This window comes from Pseudomonas sp. RHF3.3-3 (assembly GCF_048069595.1).
GTDB lineage: Bacteria > Pseudomonadota > Gammaproteobacteria > Pseudomonadales > Pseudomonadaceae > Aquipseudomonas > Aquipseudomonas fuscovaginae_B.
The window spans coordinates 1,533,374-1,555,623 of sequence record NZ_CP182250.1 but is presented as its reverse complement, the minus strand read 5'-3'; the positions used below and the strand labels follow the sequence as shown (position 1 = coordinate 1,555,623).

The 22,250-nt window shown below is 65.7% G+C and carries 17 protein-coding genes; 10 read left to right on the top strand and 7 right to left on the bottom strand.

Features of this window, described 5'->3' with window-relative positions; all coding sequences use genetic code 11:
* Positions 1-24: 24 nt before the first annotated feature.
* The 6 genes from ACMGT0_RS07010 to ACMGT0_RS06985 are packed head-to-tail and all read right to left on the bottom strand — an operon-like array spanning position 25 to position 7,438.
* Positions 25-1,035: a chemotaxis response regulator protein-glutamate methylesterase gene (locus tag ACMGT0_RS07010; RefSeq protein ID WP_054058693.1), complete on the bottom strand. Its 1,011-nt coding sequence runs from the start codon at positions 1,033-1,035 to the stop codon at positions 25-27.
* Positions 1,032-3,335, bottom strand: coding sequence for a hybrid sensor histidine kinase/response regulator (locus ACMGT0_RS07005; protein ID WP_054061855.1), 2,304 nt, complete (start codon positions 3,333-3,335; stop codon positions 1,032-1,034). The genes ACMGT0_RS07010 and ACMGT0_RS07005 overlap by 4 nt, the downstream gene beginning before the upstream one ends.
* On the bottom strand, positions 3,332-4,015 hold the full coding sequence (locus ACMGT0_RS07000; protein WP_054061856.1) for a chemotaxis protein CheW: 684 nt from the start codon (positions 4,013-4,015) through the stop codon (positions 3,332-3,334). Before ACMGT0_RS07000 ends, ACMGT0_RS07005 begins: the two co-directional genes overlap by 4 nt.
* Positions 4,012-5,301 carry a CheR family methyltransferase gene (locus ACMGT0_RS06995; protein WP_054061857.1) on the bottom strand — a complete coding sequence of 430 codons (1,290 nt, stop codon included), beginning with the start codon at positions 5,299-5,301 and terminating at the stop codon, positions 4,012-4,014. The genes ACMGT0_RS07000 and ACMGT0_RS06995 overlap by 4 nt, the downstream gene beginning before the upstream one ends.
* Positions 5,301-5,816, bottom strand: a complete 516-nt coding sequence (locus tag ACMGT0_RS06990) for a chemotaxis protein CheW (RefSeq protein ID WP_416771976.1) — start codon at positions 5,814-5,816, stop codon at positions 5,301-5,303. Before ACMGT0_RS06990 ends, ACMGT0_RS06995 begins: the two co-directional genes overlap by 1 nt.
* Complete coding sequence (locus ACMGT0_RS06985) at positions 5,816-7,438, bottom strand: methyl-accepting chemotaxis protein (protein ID WP_054061088.1); 1,623 nt, start codon at positions 7,436-7,438, stop codon at positions 5,816-5,818. The genes ACMGT0_RS06990 and ACMGT0_RS06985 overlap by 1 nt, the downstream gene beginning before the upstream one ends.
* A 234-nt stretch (positions 7,439-7,672) precedes the next feature.
* Between ACMGT0_RS06985 and ACMGT0_RS06980 the strand changes: the two genes are divergently transcribed.
* Positions 7,673-9,334 carry a diguanylate cyclase domain-containing protein gene (locus ACMGT0_RS06980; protein ID WP_416771974.1) on the top strand — a complete coding sequence of 554 codons (1,662 nt, stop codon included), beginning with the start codon at positions 7,673-7,675 and terminating at the stop codon, positions 9,332-9,334.
* Positions 9,335-9,343: 9 nt separating this feature from the next.
* Here ACMGT0_RS06980 and ACMGT0_RS06975 read toward each other — a convergent pair whose 3' ends face one another.
* Entirely contained in the window at positions 9,344-10,075 is a 732-nt protein-coding gene (locus ACMGT0_RS06975; protein ID WP_054061090.1) for a tellurite resistance TerB family protein, read from the bottom strand.
* A 198-nt stretch (positions 10,076-10,273) separates the two neighbouring features.
* Between ACMGT0_RS06975 and ACMGT0_RS06970 the strand changes: the two genes are divergently transcribed.
* The 9 genes from ACMGT0_RS06970 to ACMGT0_RS06930 all read left to right on the top strand — a co-directional run bounded on the left by ACMGT0_RS06970 (position 10,274) and on the right by ACMGT0_RS06930 (position 22,190).
* Entirely contained in the window at positions 10,274-11,188 is a 915-nt protein-coding gene (locus ACMGT0_RS06970; RefSeq protein WP_054061860.1) for a LysR family transcriptional regulator, read from the top strand.
* Positions 11,189-11,294: 106 nt separating this feature from the next.
* Positions 11,295-12,785 carry a gamma-aminobutyraldehyde dehydrogenase gene (locus tag ACMGT0_RS06965; protein ID WP_081006079.1) on the top strand — a complete coding sequence of 497 codons (1,491 nt, stop codon included), beginning with the start codon at positions 11,295-11,297 and terminating at the stop codon, positions 12,783-12,785.
* 85 nt (positions 12,786-12,870) lie between these two features.
* Positions 12,871-14,022 carry a putative ABC transporter substrate-binding protein YdcS gene (gene ydcS / locus ACMGT0_RS06960; protein ID WP_054060604.1) on the top strand — a complete coding sequence of 384 codons (1,152 nt, stop codon included), beginning with the start codon at positions 12,871-12,873 and terminating at the stop codon, positions 14,020-14,022.
* 203 nt (positions 14,023-14,225) lie between these two features.
* The gene (locus ACMGT0_RS06955) at positions 14,226-15,251 is read left to right on the top strand and encodes an ABC transporter ATP-binding protein (protein ID WP_054061862.1); all 1,026 of its coding nucleotides are present in this window, start codon (positions 14,226-14,228) and stop codon (positions 15,249-15,251) included.
* Position 15,252: 1 nt separating this feature from the next.
* The gene (locus tag ACMGT0_RS06950) at positions 15,253-16,200 is read left to right on the top strand and encodes an ABC transporter permease (RefSeq protein WP_054059763.1); all 948 of its coding nucleotides are present in this window, start codon (positions 15,253-15,255) and stop codon (positions 16,198-16,200) included.
* Positions 16,190-17,014 carry an ABC transporter permease gene (locus ACMGT0_RS06945; protein WP_054059762.1) on the top strand — a complete coding sequence of 275 codons (825 nt, stop codon included), beginning with the start codon at positions 16,190-16,192 and terminating at the stop codon, positions 17,012-17,014. The genes ACMGT0_RS06950 and ACMGT0_RS06945 overlap by 11 nt, the downstream gene beginning before the upstream one ends.
* A gap of 164 nt (positions 17,015-17,178) precedes the next feature.
* Positions 17,179-18,603, top strand: a complete 1,425-nt coding sequence (locus tag ACMGT0_RS06940) for a gamma-aminobutyraldehyde dehydrogenase (RefSeq protein ID WP_054059764.1) — start codon at positions 17,179-17,181, stop codon at positions 18,601-18,603.
* A 179-nt stretch (positions 18,604-18,782) separates the two neighbouring features.
* Positions 18,783-20,264, top strand: coding sequence for an APC family permease (locus ACMGT0_RS06935; protein ID WP_416771970.1), 1,482 nt, complete (start codon positions 18,783-18,785; stop codon positions 20,262-20,264).
* A gap of 63 nt (positions 20,265-20,327) precedes the next feature.
* Positions 20,328-22,190 (top strand): NAD(P)-binding protein, encoded by a 1,863-nt coding sequence (locus ACMGT0_RS06930; RefSeq protein WP_416771968.1) that lies wholly within the window; start codon positions 20,328-20,330, stop codon positions 22,188-22,190.
* Positions 22,191-22,250 lie beyond the last annotated feature (60 nt).

Sequence of the window (22,250 nt, the reverse complement as noted above, 5' to 3'; positions counted from 1 at the left end):
ATGAGTGCTGATTGCCTGTAGGGCTCATGTTGGAAATATCTCCAGCAAACGTGGCGCGATCCTGTTCAGCGAGCGAATTTCCACCGCGGCGTCGATAGCGGCTGCCGCCTTGGGCATGCCGTACACCGCGCTGCTTTCCTGATCCTGGGCGATCGTCAGGTAGCCTCGCTCACGCATCAACTTCAAGCCCTGGGCACCATCGCGGCCCATGCCGGTGAGCAGCACGCCCACCGCGTCACCCTTCCAGTAATTGGCAACGCTTTCAAAGAACACATCGATGGACGGGCGATAAATCTCGTTTACCGGTTCGGCGGTATAGGCCAGCGTACCGTTCTGCAACAAGCGGATATGATGGTTGGTGCCGGCCAGCAGCACCGTACCGTTCTGCGGCGGCTCGCCATCGCGAGCCAGCCTGACCGGCAACCCGCAGGCACTGCCCAGCCATTCGGCCATGCCGGCGGCGAATACCTGGTCGACATGCTGTACCAGCACGATCGCCGCGGGGAAATCGCTCGGCAGGCCCTTGAGCAGGTTTTCCAGGGCAGCCGGGCCGCCAGCCGAGGAGCCGATGGCCACCAGTTTCTGCCGGTCCCCACCATTCTCACCGGGAGTCGGGACGCTGCGCACCCGACTGCCGCGCTGGCCGATCAGCCAACTGATATTGAGGATCTTGCGCAGCAGCGGCGCCGCGGCGTCCCGCGGGTTGGCGCCGCCAATGGCCGGCGTATCGACCACATCGAGCGCCCCATGGCCCATGGCTTCGAACACCCGGTGCACATTCTGCTGGCGGTCGACGGTGACGATGACGATCGCGCAGGGCGACTCGGCCATGATCCGGCGCGTGGCCTCCACGCCATCCATCACCGGCATGATCAGGTCCATCAGGATCAGGTCAGGAGTGTCCTCGGCGCACAGCCTCACCGCATCGGCGCCGTTGTTCGCCACCCAGATCACCTGGTGTGCCGGCTCGAACGCCAGGGCACGGCGCAAGGCCTCGACGGCCATGGGCATGTCGTTGACGATCGCGATCCTCATCCCTGGGCGCCTCCTATCAGTTCCACCACCGCATCGAGCAAGGCATCGTCATGGAAACTGGCCTTGGCCAGATAATAGTCGGCTCCGGCGTCCAGTCCACGTCGACGGTCCTCTTCGCGGTCCTTGTAGGACACCACCATCACCGGCAACGACTGCAGGCGGCTGTCGCGACGCAACAGCGTGACCAGTTCGATGCCGTCCATGCGCGGCATGTCGATGTCGGTGATCAGCAGGTCGAAATCCTCCGCGCGCAGGACGTTCCAGCCGTCCATGCCATCCACCGCCACCGCCACCTCGTAACCGCGGTTGATCAGCAGCTTGCGTTGCAGTTCGCGCACGGTCAGGGAATCGTCGACCACCAGGATGCGCTTGCGCGCCACTTCGCTGGACTGGCGATTGCGCCGGTCGATACGTTCCAGCCGACCGGTGTTGAGCAGCTTGTCCACCGAACGCAGCATGTCCTCGACATCGACGATCAGCGCCACCGAGCCATCATCGAGCAAGGCCCCGGCGGAAATGTCCTGGACCTTGCCCAGGCGTGGATCGAGCGGCAGCACCACCAGGGTGCGCTCGCCGATGAAACGTTCGACCGCCAGCCCGTAGACCGTATCACGCTCGCGGATCACCACGACCTTGAGGGTATCGCCGACATGCTCGCTGGCCGGCCGCTGCAGCAACTGACTGGCCGCAACCAGGCCGGCATGGCGGCCTTCGTGCCAGAAATGCTGGCGCCCCTCCAGTTGCACGATCTCTTCGGTCGGCAGGTCGAGCATCCGCTCGATATGCGCCAGCGGGAAGGCATAGGCCTCACCGCCCACCTCGACCACCAGGCTGCGCACCACCGACAGGGTCAGTGGCACTTCCAGATGGAAGCGGCTGCCCTGCCCGGTCGCCTGCTCCAGCACCACCGCACCGTGCAGTTGCCGAACCATGTGCTGCACGGCGTCCAGCCCGACACCACGCCCGGAGACCTCGGTGACCTTGTCGCGCAGGCTGAAGCCGGGCAGGAACAGGAAGGTCAGCAACTCCTCCTCGCTGAGCTGCGCGGCGGTTTCGGCAGGCGACAACTTGCGCTCGACGATACTGCGGCGCAGCCGTTCGAGGTCGACGCCACCGCCGTCGTCCTGCAGTTGCAGCACCAGCAGGCCGGCCTGGTGCGAGGCACGCAGGCGAATCAGGCCCTCGGCGGGCTTGCCGGCCAGCACACGCTGCTCCGGGCTCTCGATACCGTGGTCGACGGCATTGCGCAGCAGGTGGGTCAGCGGTGCCTCGAGTTTTTCCAGGACATCGCGATCGACCTGGGTCTTCTCCCCTTCGATCTCCAGTCGCACCTGCTTGCCCAGGCTGCGGCCGAGATCGCGGACCATCCGCGCCTGCCCGCCCAGGACATCGGCAAAGGGCCGCATGCGGCAGGCCAGGGCCGTGTCATAGAGCACCTGGGCCCGCTGGCCGGCCTGCCAGCCGAATTCGTCGAGTTCGGCAATCTGGGTGATCAGCATCTGCTGCGCCTCGGCCAACTGGCGCCGGGCGTCCGCCAGCGCTTGCTCGGCCTCCAGGCCCAGGCCGACGCCCTTCAACTGATCGCCGAGACTGTCCAGCGCCCGCTGGCTGTTGCCCTGCATGCGCCGCAGGCGCTGCAGGCTGGCCAGGTAGGGCTTGAGCCGCTGGGTTTCGACCAGGGATTTGCTCGACAGGTCGAGCAGGCTGTTCAGCCGCTCGGCCGTGACCCGCAACACCCGCTCGCCACCCTCGGTGACGGCGCGCCTGTTCGGCTGCGCGACGGGTTCCGCCTCGACCGGGGCGGGAGCAGGCAACGGCTCGGGCTCGGCAACCACCACCGGCTCGGCGACCGCCGGCGCTGTAGGCACTGTCGGCGCCACGGCAGGCGCGACCCGGGCGCCCGGGGCCGAGGGATCGAGCAGCGTCTTCATCAGCAGCAGGTAGGCCTCGACGTCGACCGGCCCGACGTTGGCGCTGCCCGGCGTGGCGATACGCATGAGCATGTCGGTGCCCTGCAGCAAGGCATCGATGTGTTCGGGCAGCAGATACAGCCGCCCCTCCTGGGCGCTGACCAGGCAGTCCTCCATCACATGGGCCACGCTCACTCCGGCATCTACGCCGACAATCCGCGCCGCGCCCTTGAGAGAGTGGGCGGCACGCATGCAGGCTTCGAGCTGATCGGCCTGGGTCGGGTTGCGCTCCAGCGCCAGCAGGCCGGCGCTGAGCACCTGGGTCTGGGCCTCGGCCTCCAGGCTGAACAGCTCGAGCAACGACGAGTCGCGCATTTGATCTGGGGTCATGTCAGGCTCCGGGCCACGGCCGACAGCAATTGCTCTTCATCCAGCCAGCGCAGACTGCGGCCCCTGAACGGCAATACGCCCCGGGTATATTTGGAGCTGGCCTGGGGGCCGGCAGCGCAGGCGCCATCGAGCAGGCGCTGGTCGATGGCGTGGATCCCGTCCACTTCATCCACCGGTACCACCACCGGGCCGCCCTGGGCGGCAATGATCAGCATGCGCGGCATGACCCGGCCAGCCGGTGCGGCCGTGACCGTCGCGTCCAGCCCCAGCAGTTCCACCAACGACAGGCAGGCCACCAGCGCCCCCCGCACATTGGCGACGCCCAGCAGCGCCCGCGAGCGCTGGTGCGGCAGCGAATGAATCGAACACAACGGCGCGATCTCCACCAGGCAGCGGGTGGCCAGGCCCAGCCACTCCTCGCCGAGACGGAACATCAGCAGGGAGCGGGTGGCAACCGCCTCGCCCTCCTGCACCGCAACCTGCTCGCGGCTTTCCTGCCTCAGGGCATAGCGGTCCAGCAGACGGGTGGCGGCGGCGGAATACACCGCGCAGTTGCGACAATGGATATGGTCCGCCAACAGCGGGCAGGACTTGTCGCCGTGAATACCGATACGGTTCCAGCAATCGTCGATGGCCTCGGCGTCTTCATGGGTAAGGTTCAAGGCTGTCAAACCGCTCATCGTTTACGCTCACTGTCAGCGGCCCGCCCGCTGCGGGCGGCGCGGTCCTGCAATCGTCGGGCTCCGGCCGCGTCGCCCTGGGCGGCCAGCAGCGCGGCCAGTTGCGCCAGGGTCTCAGGGTGTTGCGGGTCGAGGTACAGCGCCTTGCGGTAGAAGCCCTGGGCCTGTTGCGCATTACCTGCCACCTCGCTCAGCAAGCCCTGCCAGTAGAACACCTGGGGCACCGGCTCGTGTTGCCGCAGAAAGCTGTCGCAGGCCTGGCGGGCCTCGTCGCTGCGCCCCTCGTTGGCCAGCTCGGCAATCCGCGCCAGCAGGCTCGCGGCGTCGCCCGCCAGCGCAGGCGGCCTCGCGGGCGGGGCCGGCGGCGGTACGCCAGCCAGCGCCGGACGCGGGGGCAGCCGCGGGGGCACAACGTTTTTGGGTGGGGTACGGACGGGCAGCGGTGGCGGCATGACCGGTGCCACAAAAGCCAACACCGGTTCCGCTTCGGTCGGCAAATGGCGACGAAACGCGAACGACTGCGGTACGCCGATGGAGCGCATGCCCAGCCGCCCCAGCAGGTTGCCCTCGGCCGGGCCGATGAACAGCACGCCGTCGACATGGGTCAGGCGCTTGAGAATCTCGAAGACCTGCTGCTGGGTCGGCAGGTCGAAATAGATCAGCAGGTTGCGGCAGAACACGAAGTCATAGACCTCGCCGGCCAGCAGCCCGGGTTCCAGCAGGTTGCCCGCGCGCAGCCGGACCTGCTCGCGAACCCGCTCACTGACCTGGTAGCCCTCCTCGAGCGCGGTGAAATGCCGCTCGCGAAAGCCGATGTCCTCGCCGCGAAACGAGTTCCTGCCATAAATGGCGCGCCTGGCGCGCTCGATCGACGCCGGGCTGACGTCGATCCCGTCGACCTTGAACTGGTGGGGTGCCAGCCCGGCATCGAGCAGTGCCATGGCGATCGAATAGGGCTCCTCGCCGGTGGAACACGGCAGGCTGAGGATCTTCAGCGCGCGCATGCCACGCAGTTGCTCCTGGCGCTCGGTGGCCAGGCGGGCCAGCGTCGCGAAGGATTCGGGATAGCGGAAAAACCAGGTCTCCGGGACGATCACCGCCTCGATCAGCGCCTGCTGTTCGTCGGCGCAGCCTTGCAGCCGGGCCCAGTACTGCTCGGGCGTGTCCATCTGCAACTGGGTGCAGCGCTGGCGTACGGCACGCTGAATGATCAGCGGTCCGACCGAAGCAACGTCCAGGCCGATCCGCTCCTTGAGAAAATCGAAGAATCGCTGGTCGGTGCTCATCACAGGCCCTCGGCGGATTCGGGAAACAGCAGGGCATGCACCTCTGGCCTGAGCAGTTCGTTGACGCGGATACGTTGCACCAGCCCCTGCCCGTCCTCCCGTACCGGTCCCAGGTAAGGCGCCTGGCGGTTGTCCAGGCCGTAGGGCTGGAAGTCGTTCGGGTTGCAACGCAGGGTATCGGTGGCCTGTTCGAGAATCAGCCCGAGCAGAGCACTGGCGGCATCCGGCTCAGGCCGGTAATGCACCAGCACCAGGCGCGTGCTGGTGCGGGCCACGGCGGGCTGGCCGAAGGTCATGGCACTGACGTCGATCACCGGCACCATCGAGCCACGATGGGCGAACACGCCCGCGACCCAGTCCGGCGCATGGGCGATGGCCTTGAGCTGCAGGCGCGGCAGCACCTCTGCGATCTCCACGGCTTGCAGGGCATAACGCTCGCTGCCGATGCGAAAGACCAGGAACAGGCGGTCCCGGGACTGCGCGCTGGCGACGCGCCTGGCCAGCAGTTCGCTCATCAGACTTTGAAACGCGAGACGCCGCTGCGCAGGCCGACCGCGACCTGGCTCAGCTCGTCGATGGCAAAACTGGCCTGGCGCAGGGACTCGACGGTCTGGCTGCTGGCATCACCCAACTGCACCAGCGCGAGGTTGATCTGCTCGGCGCCGGTGGCCTGCGCCTGCATGCCCTCGTTGACCATCAGCACCCGCGGCGCCAGGGCCTGTACCTGGTGAATGATCTGCGAAAGCTGCTCGCCGACCTGCTGCACTTCGAACATGCCGCGGCGCACCTCCTCGGAGAACTTGTCCATGCCCATGACCCCGGCGGACACCGCCGACTGGATCTCGCGCACCATCTGTTCGATGTCGTAGGTGGCCACGGCGGTCTGGTCGGCCAGGCGACGCACCTCGGTGGCGACCACGGCGAAACCGCGGCCGTACTCCCCGGCCTTCTCCGCCTCGATGGCGGCGTTGAGCGAGAGCAGGTTGGTCTGGTCGGCGACCTTGACGATGGTCACCACCACCTGGTTGATGTTGCCGGCCTTCTCGTTGAGGATCGCCAGCTTGGAGTTCACCAGCTCGGCGGCCCCCATCACCGAATGCATGGTGTCCTCCATCCGGGCCAGGCCCTGCTGGCCGGAACCGGCGAGCACCGAGGCCTGGTCGGCGGCGGACGACACCTCGGTCATGGTGCGCACCAGATCACGGGAGGTCGCCGCAATTTCCCGCGAGGTCGCACCGATTTCAGTGGTGGTAGCGGCCGTCTCGGTGGCAGTGGCCTGCTGCTGCTTGGAAGTGGCGGCAATCTCGGTGACCGAAGTGGTCACCTGCACCGCCGAGCGCTGTGCCTGGGACACCAGGGCCGTCAGCTCGGTCATCATGTCGTTGAAACCGGTCTCCACCGAGCCGAACTCGTCCTTGCGCTCCAGGTTCAGGCGCTTGCTCATGTCGCCGGTACGCATGATCTCGAGAATCTCGACGATACGCTGCATCGGCGAGGTGATCGCGCGCATCAGCAACCAGCCGCACAGGCCTGCGGCGAACACCGCGAGCAACAGGGAAATGACCATACTGATCTTCGCGGACGACACCGAGGAACTGATGGCATCGGTGGCCCGGTCGGCAACGTCCTTGTTCTGCACGATGATGTCGTTGAGTTCCTTGCGCCCGTTCATCCAGGCCGGGGTCAGTTGCAGCTTGAACTGACGGATCGCCTCATCGTTCTGCTTGCGCTGGTAGAGGTCGAGCACATTGGCCAGGGCCTTGGTGTAGTTCTCGTGCTCGCGCTTGAAGAGTTCGAAACGCGCCCGGTCGTCGCCGTCGAAGATGGTCCTCTGGTAATTCTCCATCTGTTCGAGCAGGCGACTGGTAAAGGCCTTGTACTGCTCCTGGTCGGCGGCGCTGATCACCCCGTCGCCGTTGAAACCGAGCAATTGCTGGGTGAGCACGTAGCTCTCGACCCAGGAGCTGCGAATCATGGTGCTGTAGTAGACGCCGGGGATGGCATCGCTGCGCACACTCTCCTCACTGGACTCGATCGACAGCAACCGGGAATAAGCGGCAACGACCATCAACAACATGATCGCGATGATGACGGCAAAACTCGCGAGTATTCGTTGGCGCAGAGTCCAGTTCTTCACAATCAGTCCTCGGAAAGCATTCAAATGGAGGGCAGTATAGCCGAGCGTGTGCCATCATTTATGCACAAGCTATAACTGGGACTACAAATGTAGGGAATATAACTTACAGGAGATTTCTCATCCTTACCGGCAACTTGCCGACATCCCTACAAAATACCTCCTGTGTGGTTGAAAGCGCAGTGTTGCCGTTCATGAGTTCCGTCAATTGGCCGTATCGATCATGAGAACTGCTTGATGCCCGTACTGCCCAGCCTGCGTAGCCGCCTTGCACTTGCCATCGCCCTGTTGGTGAGCCTGCTGAGCTGGTTGCTGGGTTCGCTCATCGGGCACGATTCCAGTGTGCGGATGCGCGGTGAAATCGGCCAGGACCTGGCGGAAGCCGCCTACCAGATGTCCGACCGCCTGGACCGGGCCATGGCCAACCGCCTGCATCTGTTGAGTGTGATCAGCCACCTGAAGGTCTTGCAGCAGGCTTCCGACCTGGGAGAGATCCGCCAGTTGCTCGATCAGTTGCAGGGCGAATTCCCCGACATCGCCTGGCTCGGCCTGACCGACACCGCGGGTCGGGTGCGGGCCTCGACCGGGGGCATCCTGCAAGGCACCAGCATCAGCCAGCGCCCGGTGTTCCGCCGAGGCCTCGAGGGGGTGTTCATCGGCGATGTCCACGAGGCCGTGCTGCTCTCCAGACTCTTGCCCAACCCCAGCGGCGAACCCCTGAAGTTCGTCGACATCAGCCTGCCGGTGTTCAACGGTGCCAGCGGCGAAGCCCGGGAAAAGGTCGGGGTACTGGCCGCGCACCTGTCTTGGAACTGGGCCGAAAACCTGCGCCAGTCGTTGAAGGGGCCATTACAGGCACGGCGCAAGATCGAGTTCTTTGTCGTCGCCGCCGATCAGCGGATACTGCTCGGCCCCCGCGATGACATCGGCCGGCCGTTGCGCCTGCCGCTGCTCGACGGCTCGAACAAGCCACCGCGCTGGGCGGTCCAGCGCTGGCCGGATGGCCAGGAGTACCTGACCGGCCTGGCGTCCAGTATCGGCCATGAAGCCTATGCCGGCCTGGGCTGGACCGTGGTCACCCGCCAGACCCTCGACGAGGCGTACGCCCCGGCCAAGGAGCTGCAGCGCGATATCCTGGTCTGGGGCGTTGCCCTGGCGGCGATCGTCGCCCTGATCGGCTGGTTGCTGGCCACCTGGTTCACCCGGCCGCTGAAAGCCATCGCCAATGCCGCCGATCGCCTGAGCATCGGTGAGACGATGGAGATTCCCGAGCTCAAGGGCACGCGGGAAATCGCCCAGTTGAGCCAGTCGATCCGTCACCTGGTGGACAGCCTGAGCAATCACCAGACGGCCCTCGGGGTCATGGAAAGCCTGGCGCACCATGATGCACTGACCGGCCTGCCCAACCGGGCGGCGCTGGAGAAATACCTGCCACGGGCGCAGCAGCGCAGCCAGTCGCAGAACAATTGCCTGGGACTGCTGTATCTGGACCTGGATGGATTCAAGCCGATCAACGACCAGTTCGGCCATGCCGGCGGCGATGAACTGCTGAGGGAGGTGGCCAGGCGGCTGCGCACCTGCCTGCGCGAGGGCGACATGGTCGCCCGACTCGGCGGCGATGAATTCCTGATGGTGCTGCAGGTGCCGCGCAACGATGCCCTGAACCAGGCCAGGGCGATCGCCAATCGGGTGCTCGCCAGCCTCGCGCACTCCATCATGCTGCACCAGGTGGCGGCGCAAATCGGTTGCAGCATCGGCGGCGCAGTCTGGCCGCTCGATGACCCGGACCTCAGCGACGTCCTGGGGCTGGCGGACAACGCCCTTTACCGGGCCAAGCATGCGGGCAAGGGGCAGGCCTGCTTCCATCAGGCCGAGGAACCGCTGCCCGGCCTCCAGTGACGCCTGCGATCACGCCGGGACGGCCTGGCGGACCTGCCGTTCCAGTTCCTGGCGTAGCCCCGGATCCAGCCGCAACTGGCGCGCCAGTTCGTCCAGGTAGGCCTTCTCCATGAAGTTCTCTTCGTCCACCATCAGCACACTGGCGATGTACATTTCCGCGGCCATCTCCGGCGTGCTCGCCGCCCGGGCGACCTGCGCCGGGTCCAGCGGCTTGTTCAGTTCGGCATGCAGCCATTGCTGCAACTCCCGGTCGCTGCCCAGCTTGACGAACTCACCTTCGATCAGTTCCCGCTCACGGGCATCGACATGCCCATCGGCCTTGGCCGCCGCCACCAGCGCCTGGAGAATGGCCTGGCTGTGCTGCTCGACCTGCACCGCCGGCAGGCGATCGAGGGTCTGCGGCTCTGCCGGCGATGCATTGGCCTGCTGGGCCTGCCAGTTGCCATAGGCCTTGTAGGCCAGGACGCCCAGCGCTGCCAGCCCGCCGTAGGTCAGGACCGTGCCACCGACCTTGCGCGCCTTCTTGCTGCCCAGCAGCAGGCCCATGGCCCCAGCCGCCAATGCGCCACCACCCGCCCCGGAAAGCAGGCTGCCCAGCCCCGCCGAACCGCCTTTGCCACTGCCGAGCAGGCTGCCCAGCGCGCCCTTGTCCGAGGCGCCGTCCGGCTTGCCTCGCCCCTGGTTCTGCAACAGTTCCTGACCGGACTTGAGCAACTGATCGAGCAATCCGCGAGTGTTCATCGACACGCTCCGCAAACGACGAATAGACCCACAGGGTAAAACGAGCTTTCAGACAGCGGTTGATCAGTGTGCTTCCAGATGTTGCACGTCCTTTTGCGCAAATCCTGACTCGGTGATCAGGCATTCGATTAAAAAGATATACACTGGCCCATCTCCATAAAAACAACTCACCGAAAAACCGGCAAGGGTAACGCCCCCATGATGACCCTGCGTCAGATCCGCCACTTCATCGCCGTGGCCGAAACCGGCTCGATCTCGGCCGCCGCCCAGGCCGTGTTCATTTCGCAGTCGACCCTGACCCTGGCGATCCAGCAACTGGAACAGGAAATCGGCGTCAGCCTGTTCAACCGCCACGCCAAGGGCATGACTCTGACCCACCAGGGCCACCAGTTCCTGCGCCAGGCGCACCTGATCCTGGCCACCGTCGACAACGCCAAGCGCAGCCTGCAACAGAGCACCGACCAGGTCAGCGGGCAATTGACGGTCGGCGTGACCAGCCTGGTGGCCGGCTACTACCTGGCCGACCTGCTCACCCGCTTCCAGCGCGCCTATCCCAACGTGGAGATCCGCGTGACCGAGGACGAGCGGCCGTACATCGAGCATCTGCTGGTCAGTGGCGAGATCGATGTCGGCGTGCTGATCCTCTCCAACCTCGAAGACCGCCACGCCCTGCAGACCGAAGTCCTGACCCACTCGCCGCATCGCCTGTGGCTGCCGGCCCAGCATCCGTTGCTGGAGCACGACAGCATCAACCTCGCCGACGTGGCCCGCGAGCCGCTGATCCAGCTCAACGTCGACGAAATGGACCGCAACGCCCAGCGCATGTGGAGGGGCGCCGGCCTGCAGCCGCGGATCAGTCTGCGCACGGCCTCCACCGAAGCGGTGCGCAGCCTGGTGGCGGCCGGGCTCGGCCTGTCGATCCAGCCGGACATGACCTACCGGCCCTGGTCCCTGGAAGGCGACATCATCGAGGCCCGGCCGATCGCCGACCTGAGCCACACCCTCGACGTCGGCCTGGCCTGGCGCCGTGGCACGGCCAGGCCGACGCTGGTCGACCCGTTCCTCACCGTGGCTCGCGAACAACCCCATGGTGGACGCAAGCCATCGATTTAATCGAACGCCGCTTTCAATATTTAGTATTTGTCGACCTCTCGTTCGGCCACTAGTCTCTTTCCATCCATATAGAGAAAGGCCGGACTCCAGCTGCAAGGGAAGCTCCATGGCCACAAAAGAAAAGAGAACTCGCAAAATGGCTGGCGCGCACCCGACCCCGCTGTTCACCTCATTGCTGATCGATGGTGAGCTCGTCGCAGGCCAAGGTTTCGTCGAACCGATCCTCAACCCGGCCACGGGCGAGGTCATCACGCAGATCGCCGAAGCCAGCAGCGAACAGGTCGAAAGCGCGATCCTCGCCGCCCACCGGGCGTTCGCCGGCTGGTCGCGGACCACCCCGCAGCAACGCTCGAACATCCTCCTGGCGATCGCCGACGCGGTGGAGAAAAACGCCGAGCTGCTGGCCCGCCTCGAATCGCTGAACTGCGGCAAGCCGCTGCACCTGGCGCGCCAGGACGACCTCAGCGCGACCGTCGACGTGTTCCGTTTCTTCGCCGGCGCGGTGCGCTGCCAGACCGGGCAACTGTCCGGCGAATACCTGCCGGGCTATACCAGCATGGTTCGCCGCGACCCGATCGGCGTGGTCGCCTCCATCGCGCCGTGGAACTACCCGATCATGATGGCCGCGTGGAAGATCGCCCCGGCACTGGCCGCCGGCAACACCCTGGTGTTCAAGCCGTCCGAGCACACGCCGCTGTCGATCCTGGCCCTGGCCCCGACCCTGGCCGAGCTGCTGCCGGCCGGCGTGATCAACATCGTCTGCGGCGGCGGCGAAGGCGTCGGCAGCCACCTGGTCAGCCACCCGAAGGTGCGCATGGTGTCGCTGACCGGCGATATCGTCACCGGGCAGAAAATCCTCCAGGCCGCGGCGAAAAGCGTGAAACGCACCCACCTGGAACTCGGCGGCAAGGCGCCGGTGATCGTCTGCAATGATGCCGACCTCCAGGCGGTGGTCGAGGGCGTGCGCAGCTACGGCTACTACAACGCCGGCCAGGATTGCACCGCCGCCTGCCGGATCTACGCCCAGGCCGGGATTCACGACCGCCTGGTGGCCGAACTCGGCGCGGCGGTGGCCAGCCTGCGCTTTGCCGGCAAACGCGATACCGACAACGAGATCGGCCCGCTGATCAGCACCCGCCAGCGCGACCGCGTCGCCAGCTTCGTTGAACGCGCCCTCGGCCAGCCGCATATCGAACGGGTGACCGGTGCGGCGGTGCATTCCGGCCCCGGCTTCTACTATCAGCCGACGCTGCTGGCCGGCTGCCGGCAGAGTGACGAGATCGTCCAGCGCGAAGTCTTCGGCCCGGTGGTCACGGTGACCCGCTTCGATGAACTGAGCCAGGCGGTGGACTGGGCCAACGATTCGGAATACGCCCTGGCGTCATCGGTATGGACCCAGAACCTGGACAAGGCGCTGCAGGTCGCCTCGCGCCTGCAATACGGCTGCACCTGGATCAACAGCCACTTCCTGCTGGTCAGCGAGATGCCCCACGGCGGCCTCAAGCGCTCCGGCTACGGCAAGGACCTGTCCAGCGATTCATTGCAGGACTACAGCGTGGTGCGCCACATCATGGCGCGTCACGGCCAGACTCTGTAATACGCACGACTTTAATAACAAGCCGCCAGCGGCATGCATCATTCGTTCGACTGCCCCGACCATAATTAAAGAAGAGGGAAAACCGATGTTCGCGCACAAGACCGCACTGCTCAGTGCACTGACCACCGCCCTGCTGGCCAGCGCCAGCCTCCAGGCCGCCGAACCCCTGAAAGCCGTCGGCGCCGGTGAAGGGCAACTCGATATCGTCGCCTGGCCGGGCTACATCGAACGGGGCGAAAGCGACAAAGCCTACGACTGGGTCACCGGCTTCGAGAAGGAAACCGGCTGCAAGGTCAGTGTGAAGACCGCCGCCACCTCCGACGAAATGGTCAGCCTGATGGCCAAGGGCGGCTACGACCTGGTCACCGCCTCAGGCGATGCCTCGCTGCGCCTGATCGTCGGCAAGCGCGTGCAGCCGATCAACCCGGAACTGATCCCGAACTGGAAGAACCTCGACCCGCGCCTGAAGGATGCCCCGTGGTACGTGGTCAACAAACAGACCTACGGCACTCCCTACCAGTGGGGCCCGAACGTGCTGATGTACAACACCAACGTGTTCAAGCAGGCCCCGACCAGCTGGGGCGTGGTCTTCGAAGCGCAGAACCTGCCGGACGGCAAGCCGAACAAGGGGCGCGTGCAGGCCTATGACGGCCCGATCTACATCGCCGATGCGGCGCTGTACCTCAAGTCGGCCAAGCCGGAGCTGGGCATCCAGAACCCCTACGAACTGACAGAAGCCCAGTACAAGGCCGTGCTCGACCTGCTGCGCGCCCAGCAGCCACTGATTCACCGCTACTGGCACGACGCGACCGTGCAGATGAGTGACTTCAAGAACGAGGGCGTCGCCGCTTCCAGCTCCTGGGGCTACATGGTCAACGGCCTGCAGGCCGACAAGCAGCCAGTGGCCTCGACCATTCCGAAGGAGGGCGTGACCGGATGGGCCGATACCACCATGCTGCACGCCGAGGCCAAGCACCCCAACTGCGCCTACAAGTGGATGAACTGGTCGCTGCAACCGAAGGTCCAGGGTGACGTGGCCGCCTGGTTCGGCTCCCTGCCGGCCGTGCCTGCGGCGTGCAAGGAAAGCGAACTGCTCGGCGCCGAAGGCTGCAAGACCAACGGTTTCGAGACCTTCGACAAGATCGCCTTCTGGAAGACCCCGCAGGCCGAGGGCGGCAAGTTCGTGCCGTACAGCCGCTGGACCCAGGACTACATCGCGATCATGGGCGGCCGCTGACCGACCAGCCCCAAGTGCCCCGCGCTCCTGTAGGAGCCGGGCTTGCCCGCGAAGCTTTTAGCGTTCTTGAGGGCCCATTCGCGGGCAAGCCCTGCGCCTACAAGGGACGGGGCCAGACTCTCCTGTCGCATTCGTATTCGATTGAGCTTTTTCAGAAGTCCAGGCCGGGCCGCTGCGTCCGTGCCTTCTTGGAGCACCGCATCATGACGCTTGCAGTCCAGTTCACCCACGTTTCCCGTCAATTTGGCGAAGTGAAGGCCGTTGACCGGGTTTCCATCGATATCCAGGACGGCGAGTTCTTCTCCATGCTCGGCCCCTCCGGCTCGGGCAAAACCACCTGCCTGCGCCTGATCGCCGGCTTCGAACAACCCAGCGCCGGTTCGATCCGCATCCACGGCGAGGAAGCCGCCGGGCTGCCGCCGTACCAGCGCGACGTGAACACCGTGTTCCAGGACTACGCGCTGTTCCCCCACATGAACGTGCGCGACAACGTCGCCTACGGCCTCAAGGTCAAGGGCGTCGGCAAGAGTGAACGCCTGGCGCGCGCCGAAGAGGCCCTGGCCATGGTCGCCCTGGGCGGCTACGGCGAGCGCAAGCCGGTGCAACTGTCCGGCGGCCAGCGCCAGCGCGTGGCCCTGGCCCGGGCCCTGGTCAATCGCCCACGGGTGCTGCTGCTCGACGAGCCCCTCGGCGCACTGGACCTCAAGCTGCGCGAACAGATGCAGAGCGAATTGAAAAAACTGCAGCGCCAACTGGGCATCACCTTCATCTTCGTCACCCACGACCAGACCGAGGCGCTGTCGATGTCCGACCGCGTGGCGGTGTTCAACAAGGGCCGCATCGAGCAGGTCGACAGCCCGCGCAACCTCTACATGAAACCGGCCACCGCCTTCGTCGCCGAGTTCGTCGGCACCTCCAACGTGATCCGGGGCGAGCTGGCGCGGCAGTTGGGTGGCAGCGACCTGCCCTTCTCGATCCGTCCCGAGCACGTGCGTTTCGCCGAAGGGCCGGCCCAGGGCAACGAGGTCGAGGTCAGCGGCGTGCTCCACGACATCCAGTACCAGGGCAGCGCCACGCGCTTCGAACTGAAACTGGACAACGGCCAGAGCCTCAATATCAGCCAGCCCAACACCCAGTGGCTGGACACCAGTGCCCGTCACCAGACCGGCCAGCGCATCACCGCCCGCTGGGCGCGCGAAGCCATGATCCAGCTGGCGAGCGAGGTGTGACATGAGCAGCCTGACCCTGAACCCGACGACGGCCGGTCCGTCCCCCCTGCGCAGGTTTTCCAACCTGCTCTACCGCCGCCCCAACGTCTACCTGGCCCTGTTGCTGGTGCCGCCGCTGATCTGGTTCGGCGCGATCTACCTCGGCTCGCTGTTGACCCTGCTCTGGCAGGGCTTCTACACCTTCGACGACTTCACCATGGCGGTGACCCCGGACCTGACCCTGGCGAACTTCGCCGCGCTGTTCAATCCGGCGAACTTCGACATCATCGTGCGCACCCTGTGCATGGCGGTGGTGGTGTCGATCGCCGCCGGCATCGTCGCCTTCCCGATCGCCTACTACATGGCGCGCTACACCAGCGGCAAGACCAAGGCGTTCTTCTACATCGCGGTGATGATGCCGATGTGGGCCAGCTACATCGTCAAGGCCTACGCCTGGACCCTGCTGCTGGCCAAGGGCGGCGTCGCCCAGTGGTTCGTCCAGCACCTGGGCCTGGAGCCGCTGCTGCAGTTCGTGCTGGGCATTCCCGGGGTGGGCGGCAGCACCCTGTCGACCTCGCACCTGGGCCGGTTCCTGGTGTTCGTCTACATCTGGCTGCCGTTCATGATCCTGCCGATCCAGGCCTCGCTGGAACGCCTGCCGCCATCGCTGCTGCAGGCTTCCGCCGACCTCGGGGCGAAGCCGCGCCAGACCTTCATGCAGGTGATCCTGCCGCTGTCGATTCCCGGCATCGCCGCCGGCTCGATCTTCACCTTCTCGCTGACCCTGGGCGACTTCATCGTGCCGCAACTGGTGGGCCCGCCCGGCTACTTCGTCGGCAGCATGGTCTACGCCCAGCAGGGGGCCATCGGCAACATGCCCATGGCGGCCGCCTTCACCCTGGTGCCGATCGTGCTGATCGCCGTCTACCTGTCCATCGTCAAACGCCTGGGGGCCTTCGATGCACTCTAAGTCAGAAAAGCACGGGGAGCGGGCTTCCCTGGGCCTGCGCCTCGCGGCCTGGGGCGGGCTGGTGTTCCTGCACTTCCCGATCCTGATCATCTTCCTGTACGCCTTCAACACCGAGGACGCGGCGTTCAGCTTCCCGCCCCAGGGCTTGACCCTGAAGTGGTTCAGCGTGGCCTTCTCGCGGCCGGACGTGCTGGAGGCGATCAAGCTGTCGCTGCAGGTTGCGGCGATCGCCACGCTGATCGCCATGGTCCTCGGCACCCTGGCCTCGGCCGCCCTGTATCGCCGCGAGTTCTTCGGCAAGCAGGGTATCTCGCTGATGCTGATCCTGCCGATCGCCCTGCCGGGGATCATCACCGGCATCGCCCTGCTGGCGACCTTCAAGTCGCTGGGGATCGAGCCGGGGATGTTCACCATCGTCGTCGGTCACGCGACCTTCTGCGTGGTGATCGTCTACAACAACGTCATCGCCCGGCTGCGGCGCACCTCCCACAGCCTGATCGAGGCGTCGATGGATCTCGGTGCCGACGGCTGGCAGACCTTCCGCTACATCATCCTGCCCAACCTCGGCTCGGCGCTGTTGGCCGGCGGCATGCTGGCCTTCGCCCTGTCGTTCGACGAGATCATCGTCACCACCTTCACCGCCGGGCACGAACGCACCCTGCCGATCTGGCTGCTCAACCAGTTGAGCAGGCCGCGGGACGTACCGGTCACCAACGTGGTGGCGATGCTGGTGATGCTGGTCACCATGCTGCCGATCCTCGGCGCCTACTACCTGACCCGTGGTGGTGAAAGCGTGGCCGGCAGCGGCAAATAACCCCTTTACCAGGATGAACACCCAACCTGTAGGAGCAGGGCTTGCCCGCGAATGCATCCGCAAGATCGCTAAAAGCTTCGCGGGCAAGCCCCGCTCCTACAGGGAACCCGCGTCAACAACACGGTGTTTATCGGAACCTGTGAATGCGTCATGAGGACATCGATATGCAAACCAAACTGCTGATCAACGGCAAACTCGTCACCGGCGAAGGCCCGGCCCAACCCGTGTTCAACCCGGCCCTGGGCCGTGTGCTGGTGGAGATCCAGGAGGCCAGCGAGGCCCAGGTGGATGCCGCCGTACGCGCCGCCGATGCCGCCTTCGACAGCTGGTCGCAAACCGCGCCGAAAGACCGCTCGCTGCTGCTGCTCAAGCTTGCCGACGCCATCGAGGCCCACGGCGCGGAACTGGCGAAGCTGGAGTCGGACAACTGCGGCAAGCCACTGAGCGCGGCGCTCAACGACGAGATCCCGGCGATTGCCGATGTGTTCCGCTTCTTCGCCGGCGCCAGCCGCTGCCTGAACGGTTCGGCCGCCGGTGAATACCTGCCGGGTCACACCTCGATGATCCGTCGCGACCCGGTGGGCGTGATCGCCTCCATCGCGCCGTGGAACTACCCGCTGATGATGGTCGCCTGGAAAATCGCCCCGGCCCTGGCCGCCGGCAACACCGTGGTGCTCAAGCCGTCGGAGCAGACCCCGCTGACCGCCCTGCGCCTGGCCGAACTGGCCGCCGGGATTTTCCCGGCGGGCGTGCTGAACCTGGTATTCGGCCGCGGCCCGAGCGTCGGCAGCCCGCTGGTGACCCATCCGAAAGTGCGCATGGTGTCGCTGACCGGCTCGATCGCCACCGGCTCGAACATCATTTCCAGCACCGCCGACAGCGTCAAGCGCATGCACATGGAACTGGGTGGCAAGGCACCGGTGATCATTTTCGATGACGCCGATATCGATGCCGCCGTCGAGGGCATCCGCACCTTCGGCTTCTACAACGCCGGGCAGGACTGCACCGCCGCCTGCCGGGTGTATGCCCAGGCCGGCATCTACGAGAAGTTCGTCGAAAAGCTCGGCGCGGCCGTGAGCACCATCCAGTACGGCCTGCAGGACGATCCGTCGACCGAACTCGGCCCGCTGATCACCGCCCAGCACCGCGACCGCGTCGCCGGTTTCGTCGAGCGCGCGATCGCCCAGCCGCACATCCGCCTGGTGACCGGTGGCAAGGCGGTGGAAGGCAATGGCTTCTTCTTCGAACCGACCGTGCTGGCGGACGCCCAGCAGGACGACGAGATCGTGCGCCGCGAGGTGTTCGGCCCGGTGGTCTCGGTGACCCGCTTCACCGACGAGGCGCAGGTGCTGCAATGGGCCAACGATTCGGACTACGGCCTGGCGTCATCGGTATGGACCGCCGATGTCGGCCGCGCCCATCGCCTGTCGGCACGCCTGCAGTACGGCTGTACCTGGGTCAACACCCACTTCATGCTGGTCAGCGAAATGCCCCATGGCGGGCAGAAACTGTCCGGCTACGGCAAGGATATGTCGATGTACGGCCTGGAGGACTACACCACCGTACGCCATGTGATGTTCAAGCACTGAAGGATTCGCCGACAGGCCGCTTTCCTGCCGGCCTGTCGGCGCCGGACCGCCCAGCGGTCCCATGGATGCTCCACCCGAAAACCAGAACCGACACGACAACATCGAACCGGGACGGGCCCCATGGCCCGGCCACGGTTTCGGACGGCCAGAATTTGCCGTTTTTCCGGAGCGATACCGCCATGAGTGCACAACCCCATCTCGGCGCCAGCGCCGACAGCGATGCCGAGCAACTGCGGCAACTGGGCTACACCTCGAACTTCAATCGCAGCATGAGCCTGTGGGAAAACTTCGCCCTGGGCTTCACCTACCTGTCGCCGGTGGTCGGCGTCTACACCCTGTTCGGCCTGTGCCTGGCCGCCGGTGGCCCGCCGATGTTCTGGGCCTACCTGCTGGTGGGCTGCGGACAACTGCTGGTGTGCCTGATCTTCGGCGAGGTGGTCTCGCAGTTCCCGATCTCCGGCGGCGTCTATCCGTGGGCCCGGCGCCTGGTCGGCAAGCGCTGGGCGTGGATGGTCGGCTGGATCTACTCCATCGCCCTGTGCGTAACCATCGCCGCCGTCGCCGTCGGTGCCGGCCCGTACCTGGCGGCCATGCTCGGTTTCGAGCCGAGCAACAACACCAACATCGTCATCGCCCTGGTGCTGACGCTGTTCGCCACCCTGATCAACCTCAGCGGCACCAAGACCCTGGCGCGCATCGCCCTGTTCGGCTTTCTCTGCGAACTGGTCGGCGCGGTGGTCGTCGGCGTCTACCTGCTGGTCTTCGAACGCCACCAGCCCCTGAGCGTGCTGTTCAACACCTTCGACATCCGCGTCGATGGCTCCTACCTGCCGGCGTTCCTCACCGCGTCCCTGGCCGGCATGTTCCTCTATTACGGCTTCGAAGCCTGCGGCGACGTGGCCGAGGAAACCCCGAACCCGAGCAAACGCATTCCGGTGGCCATGCGCATGACCATCTACATCGGCGGTGTCGCGGCGATGTTCGCCTGCCTGGCGCTGATCCTCGCCGTACCGGACATGCAGGCGGTGATCAACGGCACCGACAAGGACCCGGTAACGACCATCCTCGACAACGCCTTCGGCAGCGTCGGATCGAAAGTGGTGATGGGCGTGGTGATGATCTCGTTCATCTCCTGTGTGATCAGCCTGCAGGCCGCCGCCAGCCGCCTGTTATACGCCTACGCCCGCGACGAGATGGTGATCGGCAGCCCGTTGCTCAAGCGCCTCTCGCCGACCACCCAGGTGCCGGTCCCGGCGCTGTTCGTCTCCGGCGTGCTGCCGGCACTGATCATCGCCCTAGGCTTCTTCCTGCAGGATGCGGTGGCGACCATCGTCAGCTTCGCCGCCATCGGCATCTACCTGGCCTTCCAGATGATCGTGCTCGCCGCCCTGTTCGCCCGGGCGCGCGGCTGGAAACCCAGTGGCCAGTTCAACCTGGGGGCCTGGGGCCTGCCGGTGAACATCGGCGCCCTGCTCTATGGTGTCAGTGCCATCGTCAACATGGCCTGGCCGCGGACCCCGGATGCGCCCTGGTACACCAACTACGCCATGGTCCTGACCACCGCGATCGTCATCGGCCTCGGCCTGCTCTACCTGTGGCTGGGCAAGCCCCATGACCGCGGCACCGCGCCGGCAGGCGACGCCTGGAAAATCAGCCGGTAACGGCAACTGCCCGGGCAGGCGACCGCTGCCCGGGCCATGACAACAACAAGACAAGGATTCAACATGGACATCACCCGCCGCGACTTCCTCAATGGCGTCGCCATCACCCTCGCCGCCGGCATGACCCCGCTGCAACTGCTCCAGGCCGCACCGGACGGGCGCTACTACCCGCCGACGCTGACCGGCCTGCGCGGCAGCCATGTCGGCGCGTTCGAGGTGGCCCACCAGATGGGCTGGGAGAAGAAGGTCTTCGACACCGACCACCTGCCAATGACCGGCGAGTACGACCTGGTGGTAGTGGGCGGCGGCCTCAGCGGCCTGGCGGCGGCGTGGTTCTATCGGGAGAAACACCCGAAGGCGCGCATCCTGATCCTCGACAACCACGACGACTTCGGCGGCCACGCCAAGCGCAACGAATTCTCCGCCGGCGGCCGCATGATCCTCGGCTACGGCGGCAGCGAAGCCTTCCAGTCGCCGAACCACCTGTACAGCCAGCAGGTCAACGGCCTGCTGAAAAAACTCGGGGTCGATATCAGGCGTTTCGAAACCGCCTTCGACCGTTCGTTCTATCCGGGCCTGGGGCTGTCACGCGGGGTGTTCTTCGACCGGGAGAACTTCGGCGAGGACAAACTGGTGAGCGGCGACCCGACACCGATGGTCGCCGACGACATCGCCCCGCAGCAGTTGAACGCCCGCCCCATCGACGCGTTCATCAACGATTTCCCACTGCCGCCCGCCGACCGCCAGGCACTGATCGAGCTGCACCAGGCGCCCCGCGACTACCTGGGGGGCAAGAGTGCCAAGGAGAAGGCCGCGCACCTGGCCGCCACCAGCTACCGCGATTTCCTGCTCAAGGATGTCGGCCTGTCGGAAACCGCGGTGAAGTACTTCCAGAGCCGCACCAACGACTTCTCGGCCCTGAGCATCGACGCCGTGGCGGCGCTCGACGCCTACAACGTCGGTTTCCCCGGCTTCGGCGCCATGAACCTGGAGCCCATCAGCGAGGAAGCCAAGGCGGAGATGGAAGAGCCGTACATCTACCACTTCCCGGACGGCAACGCCTCCCTCGCCCGCCTGCTGGTGCGCAGCCTGATTCCGGCCGTCGCCCCCGGCCACGGCATGGAGGACATCGTCCTGGCGTCCTTCGACTACACCAGGCTCGACCAGCCCCGCTCGCCGGTCCAACTGCGCCTGAACAGCACCGTGGTCAGCGTGCGCAACGTCGGCAAGGGCGTGAATGTCGGCTACAGCCGGGGCGGCCAGTTGAGCCAGGTACGTGGCAGGCACTGCATCCTCGCCTGCTACAACATGATGATCCCCTACCTGCTGCGCGACCTGCCCCAGCCCCAGGCCCATGCCCTGAGCCAGAACGTGAAGTTCCCGCTGGTTTACACCAAGGTGGTGATCCGCAACTGGCAGGCGTTCCAGAAACTCGGCGTGCACGAGATCTACGCCGCCACCCAGCCCTACAGCCGGATCAAGCTCGACTATCCGGTGAGCCTGGGCGGCTACGAGCACCCGAGGGACCCGAGCCAACCGATCGGCCTGCACATGGTCTATGTGCCCACCAGCCCCAACAGCGGCATGAACGCCCGCGACCAGGCCCGCGCCGGCCGCGGCAAGCTCTACGGGCAGACCTTCGAGCAACTGGAAACGCAACTGCGCGACCAGTTGCAGCGTATGCTCGGCCCCGGTGGTTTCAACCATGAAACCGACATCCTGGCGATCACCGTCAACCGCTGGTCCCACGGCTACGCCTACTTCTCCAACAGCCTGTTCGACGACGCCGCCGAAAGCGAAAAGCTGATGAACCTGGCGCGCCAGCCGGTCGGCCGGGTGAGCATCGCCAACTCCGATGCGGCGTGGAGTGCGTATGCCCATGCGGCGATCGACGAGGCCTGGCGGGCGGTGGGGGAAATAGGCTGAAGCCGGTGTCCGCTCTTGTGACGCAGAGCGTCACCGGCTGCGTGCCCACGCCGAGCGTGG

Excerpts from the sequence above, each read along its gene's own strand:
- ACMGT0_RS07010 (WP_054058693.1), bottom strand. The coding sequence starts at position 1,035 with ATGAGGATCGCGATCGTCAACGACATGCCCATGGCCGTCGAGGCCTTG.
- ACMGT0_RS07005 (WP_054061855.1), bottom strand. The coding sequence starts at position 3,335 with ATGACCCCAGATCAAATGCGCGACTCGTCGTTGCTCGAGCTGTTCAGC.
- ACMGT0_RS07000 (WP_054061856.1), bottom strand. The coding sequence starts at position 4,015 with ATGAGCGGTTTGACAGCCTTGAACCTTACCCATGAAGACGCCGAGGCC.
- ACMGT0_RS06995 (WP_054061857.1), bottom strand. The coding sequence starts at position 5,301 with ATGAGCACCGACCAGCGATTCTTCGATTTTCTCAAGGAGCGGATCGGC.
- ACMGT0_RS06990 (WP_416771976.1), bottom strand. The coding sequence starts at position 5,816 with ATGAGCGAACTGCTGGCCAGGCGCGTCGCCAGCGCGCAGTCCCGGGAC.
- ACMGT0_RS06980 (WP_416771974.1), top strand. The coding sequence starts at position 7,673 with ATGCCCGTACTGCCCAGCCTGCGTAGCCGCCTTGCACTTGCCATCGCC.
- ACMGT0_RS06975 (WP_054061090.1), bottom strand. The coding sequence starts at position 10,075 with ATGAACACTCGCGGATTGCTCGATCAGTTGCTCAAGTCCGGTCAGGAA.
- ACMGT0_RS06970 (WP_054061860.1), top strand. The coding sequence starts at position 10,274 with ATGATGACCCTGCGTCAGATCCGCCACTTCATCGCCGTGGCCGAAACC.
- ACMGT0_RS06965 (WP_081006079.1), top strand. The coding sequence starts at position 11,295 with ATGGCCACAAAAGAAAAGAGAACTCGCAAAATGGCTGGCGCGCACCCG.
- ydcS (WP_054060604.1), top strand. The coding sequence starts at position 12,871 with ATGTTCGCGCACAAGACCGCACTGCTCAGTGCACTGACCACCGCCCTG.
- ACMGT0_RS06955 (WP_054061862.1), top strand. The coding sequence starts at position 14,226 with ATGACGCTTGCAGTCCAGTTCACCCACGTTTCCCGTCAATTTGGCGAA.
- ACMGT0_RS06950 (WP_054059763.1), top strand. The coding sequence starts at position 15,253 with ATGAGCAGCCTGACCCTGAACCCGACGACGGCCGGTCCGTCCCCCCTG.
- ACMGT0_RS06945 (WP_054059762.1), top strand. The coding sequence starts at position 16,190 with ATGCACTCTAAGTCAGAAAAGCACGGGGAGCGGGCTTCCCTGGGCCTG.
- ACMGT0_RS06940 (WP_054059764.1), top strand. The coding sequence starts at position 17,179 with ATGCAAACCAAACTGCTGATCAACGGCAAACTCGTCACCGGCGAAGGC.
- ACMGT0_RS06935 (WP_416771970.1), top strand. The coding sequence starts at position 18,783 with ATGAGTGCACAACCCCATCTCGGCGCCAGCGCCGACAGCGATGCCGAG.
- ACMGT0_RS06930 (WP_416771968.1), top strand. The coding sequence starts at position 20,328 with ATGGACATCACCCGCCGCGACTTCCTCAATGGCGTCGCCATCACCCTC.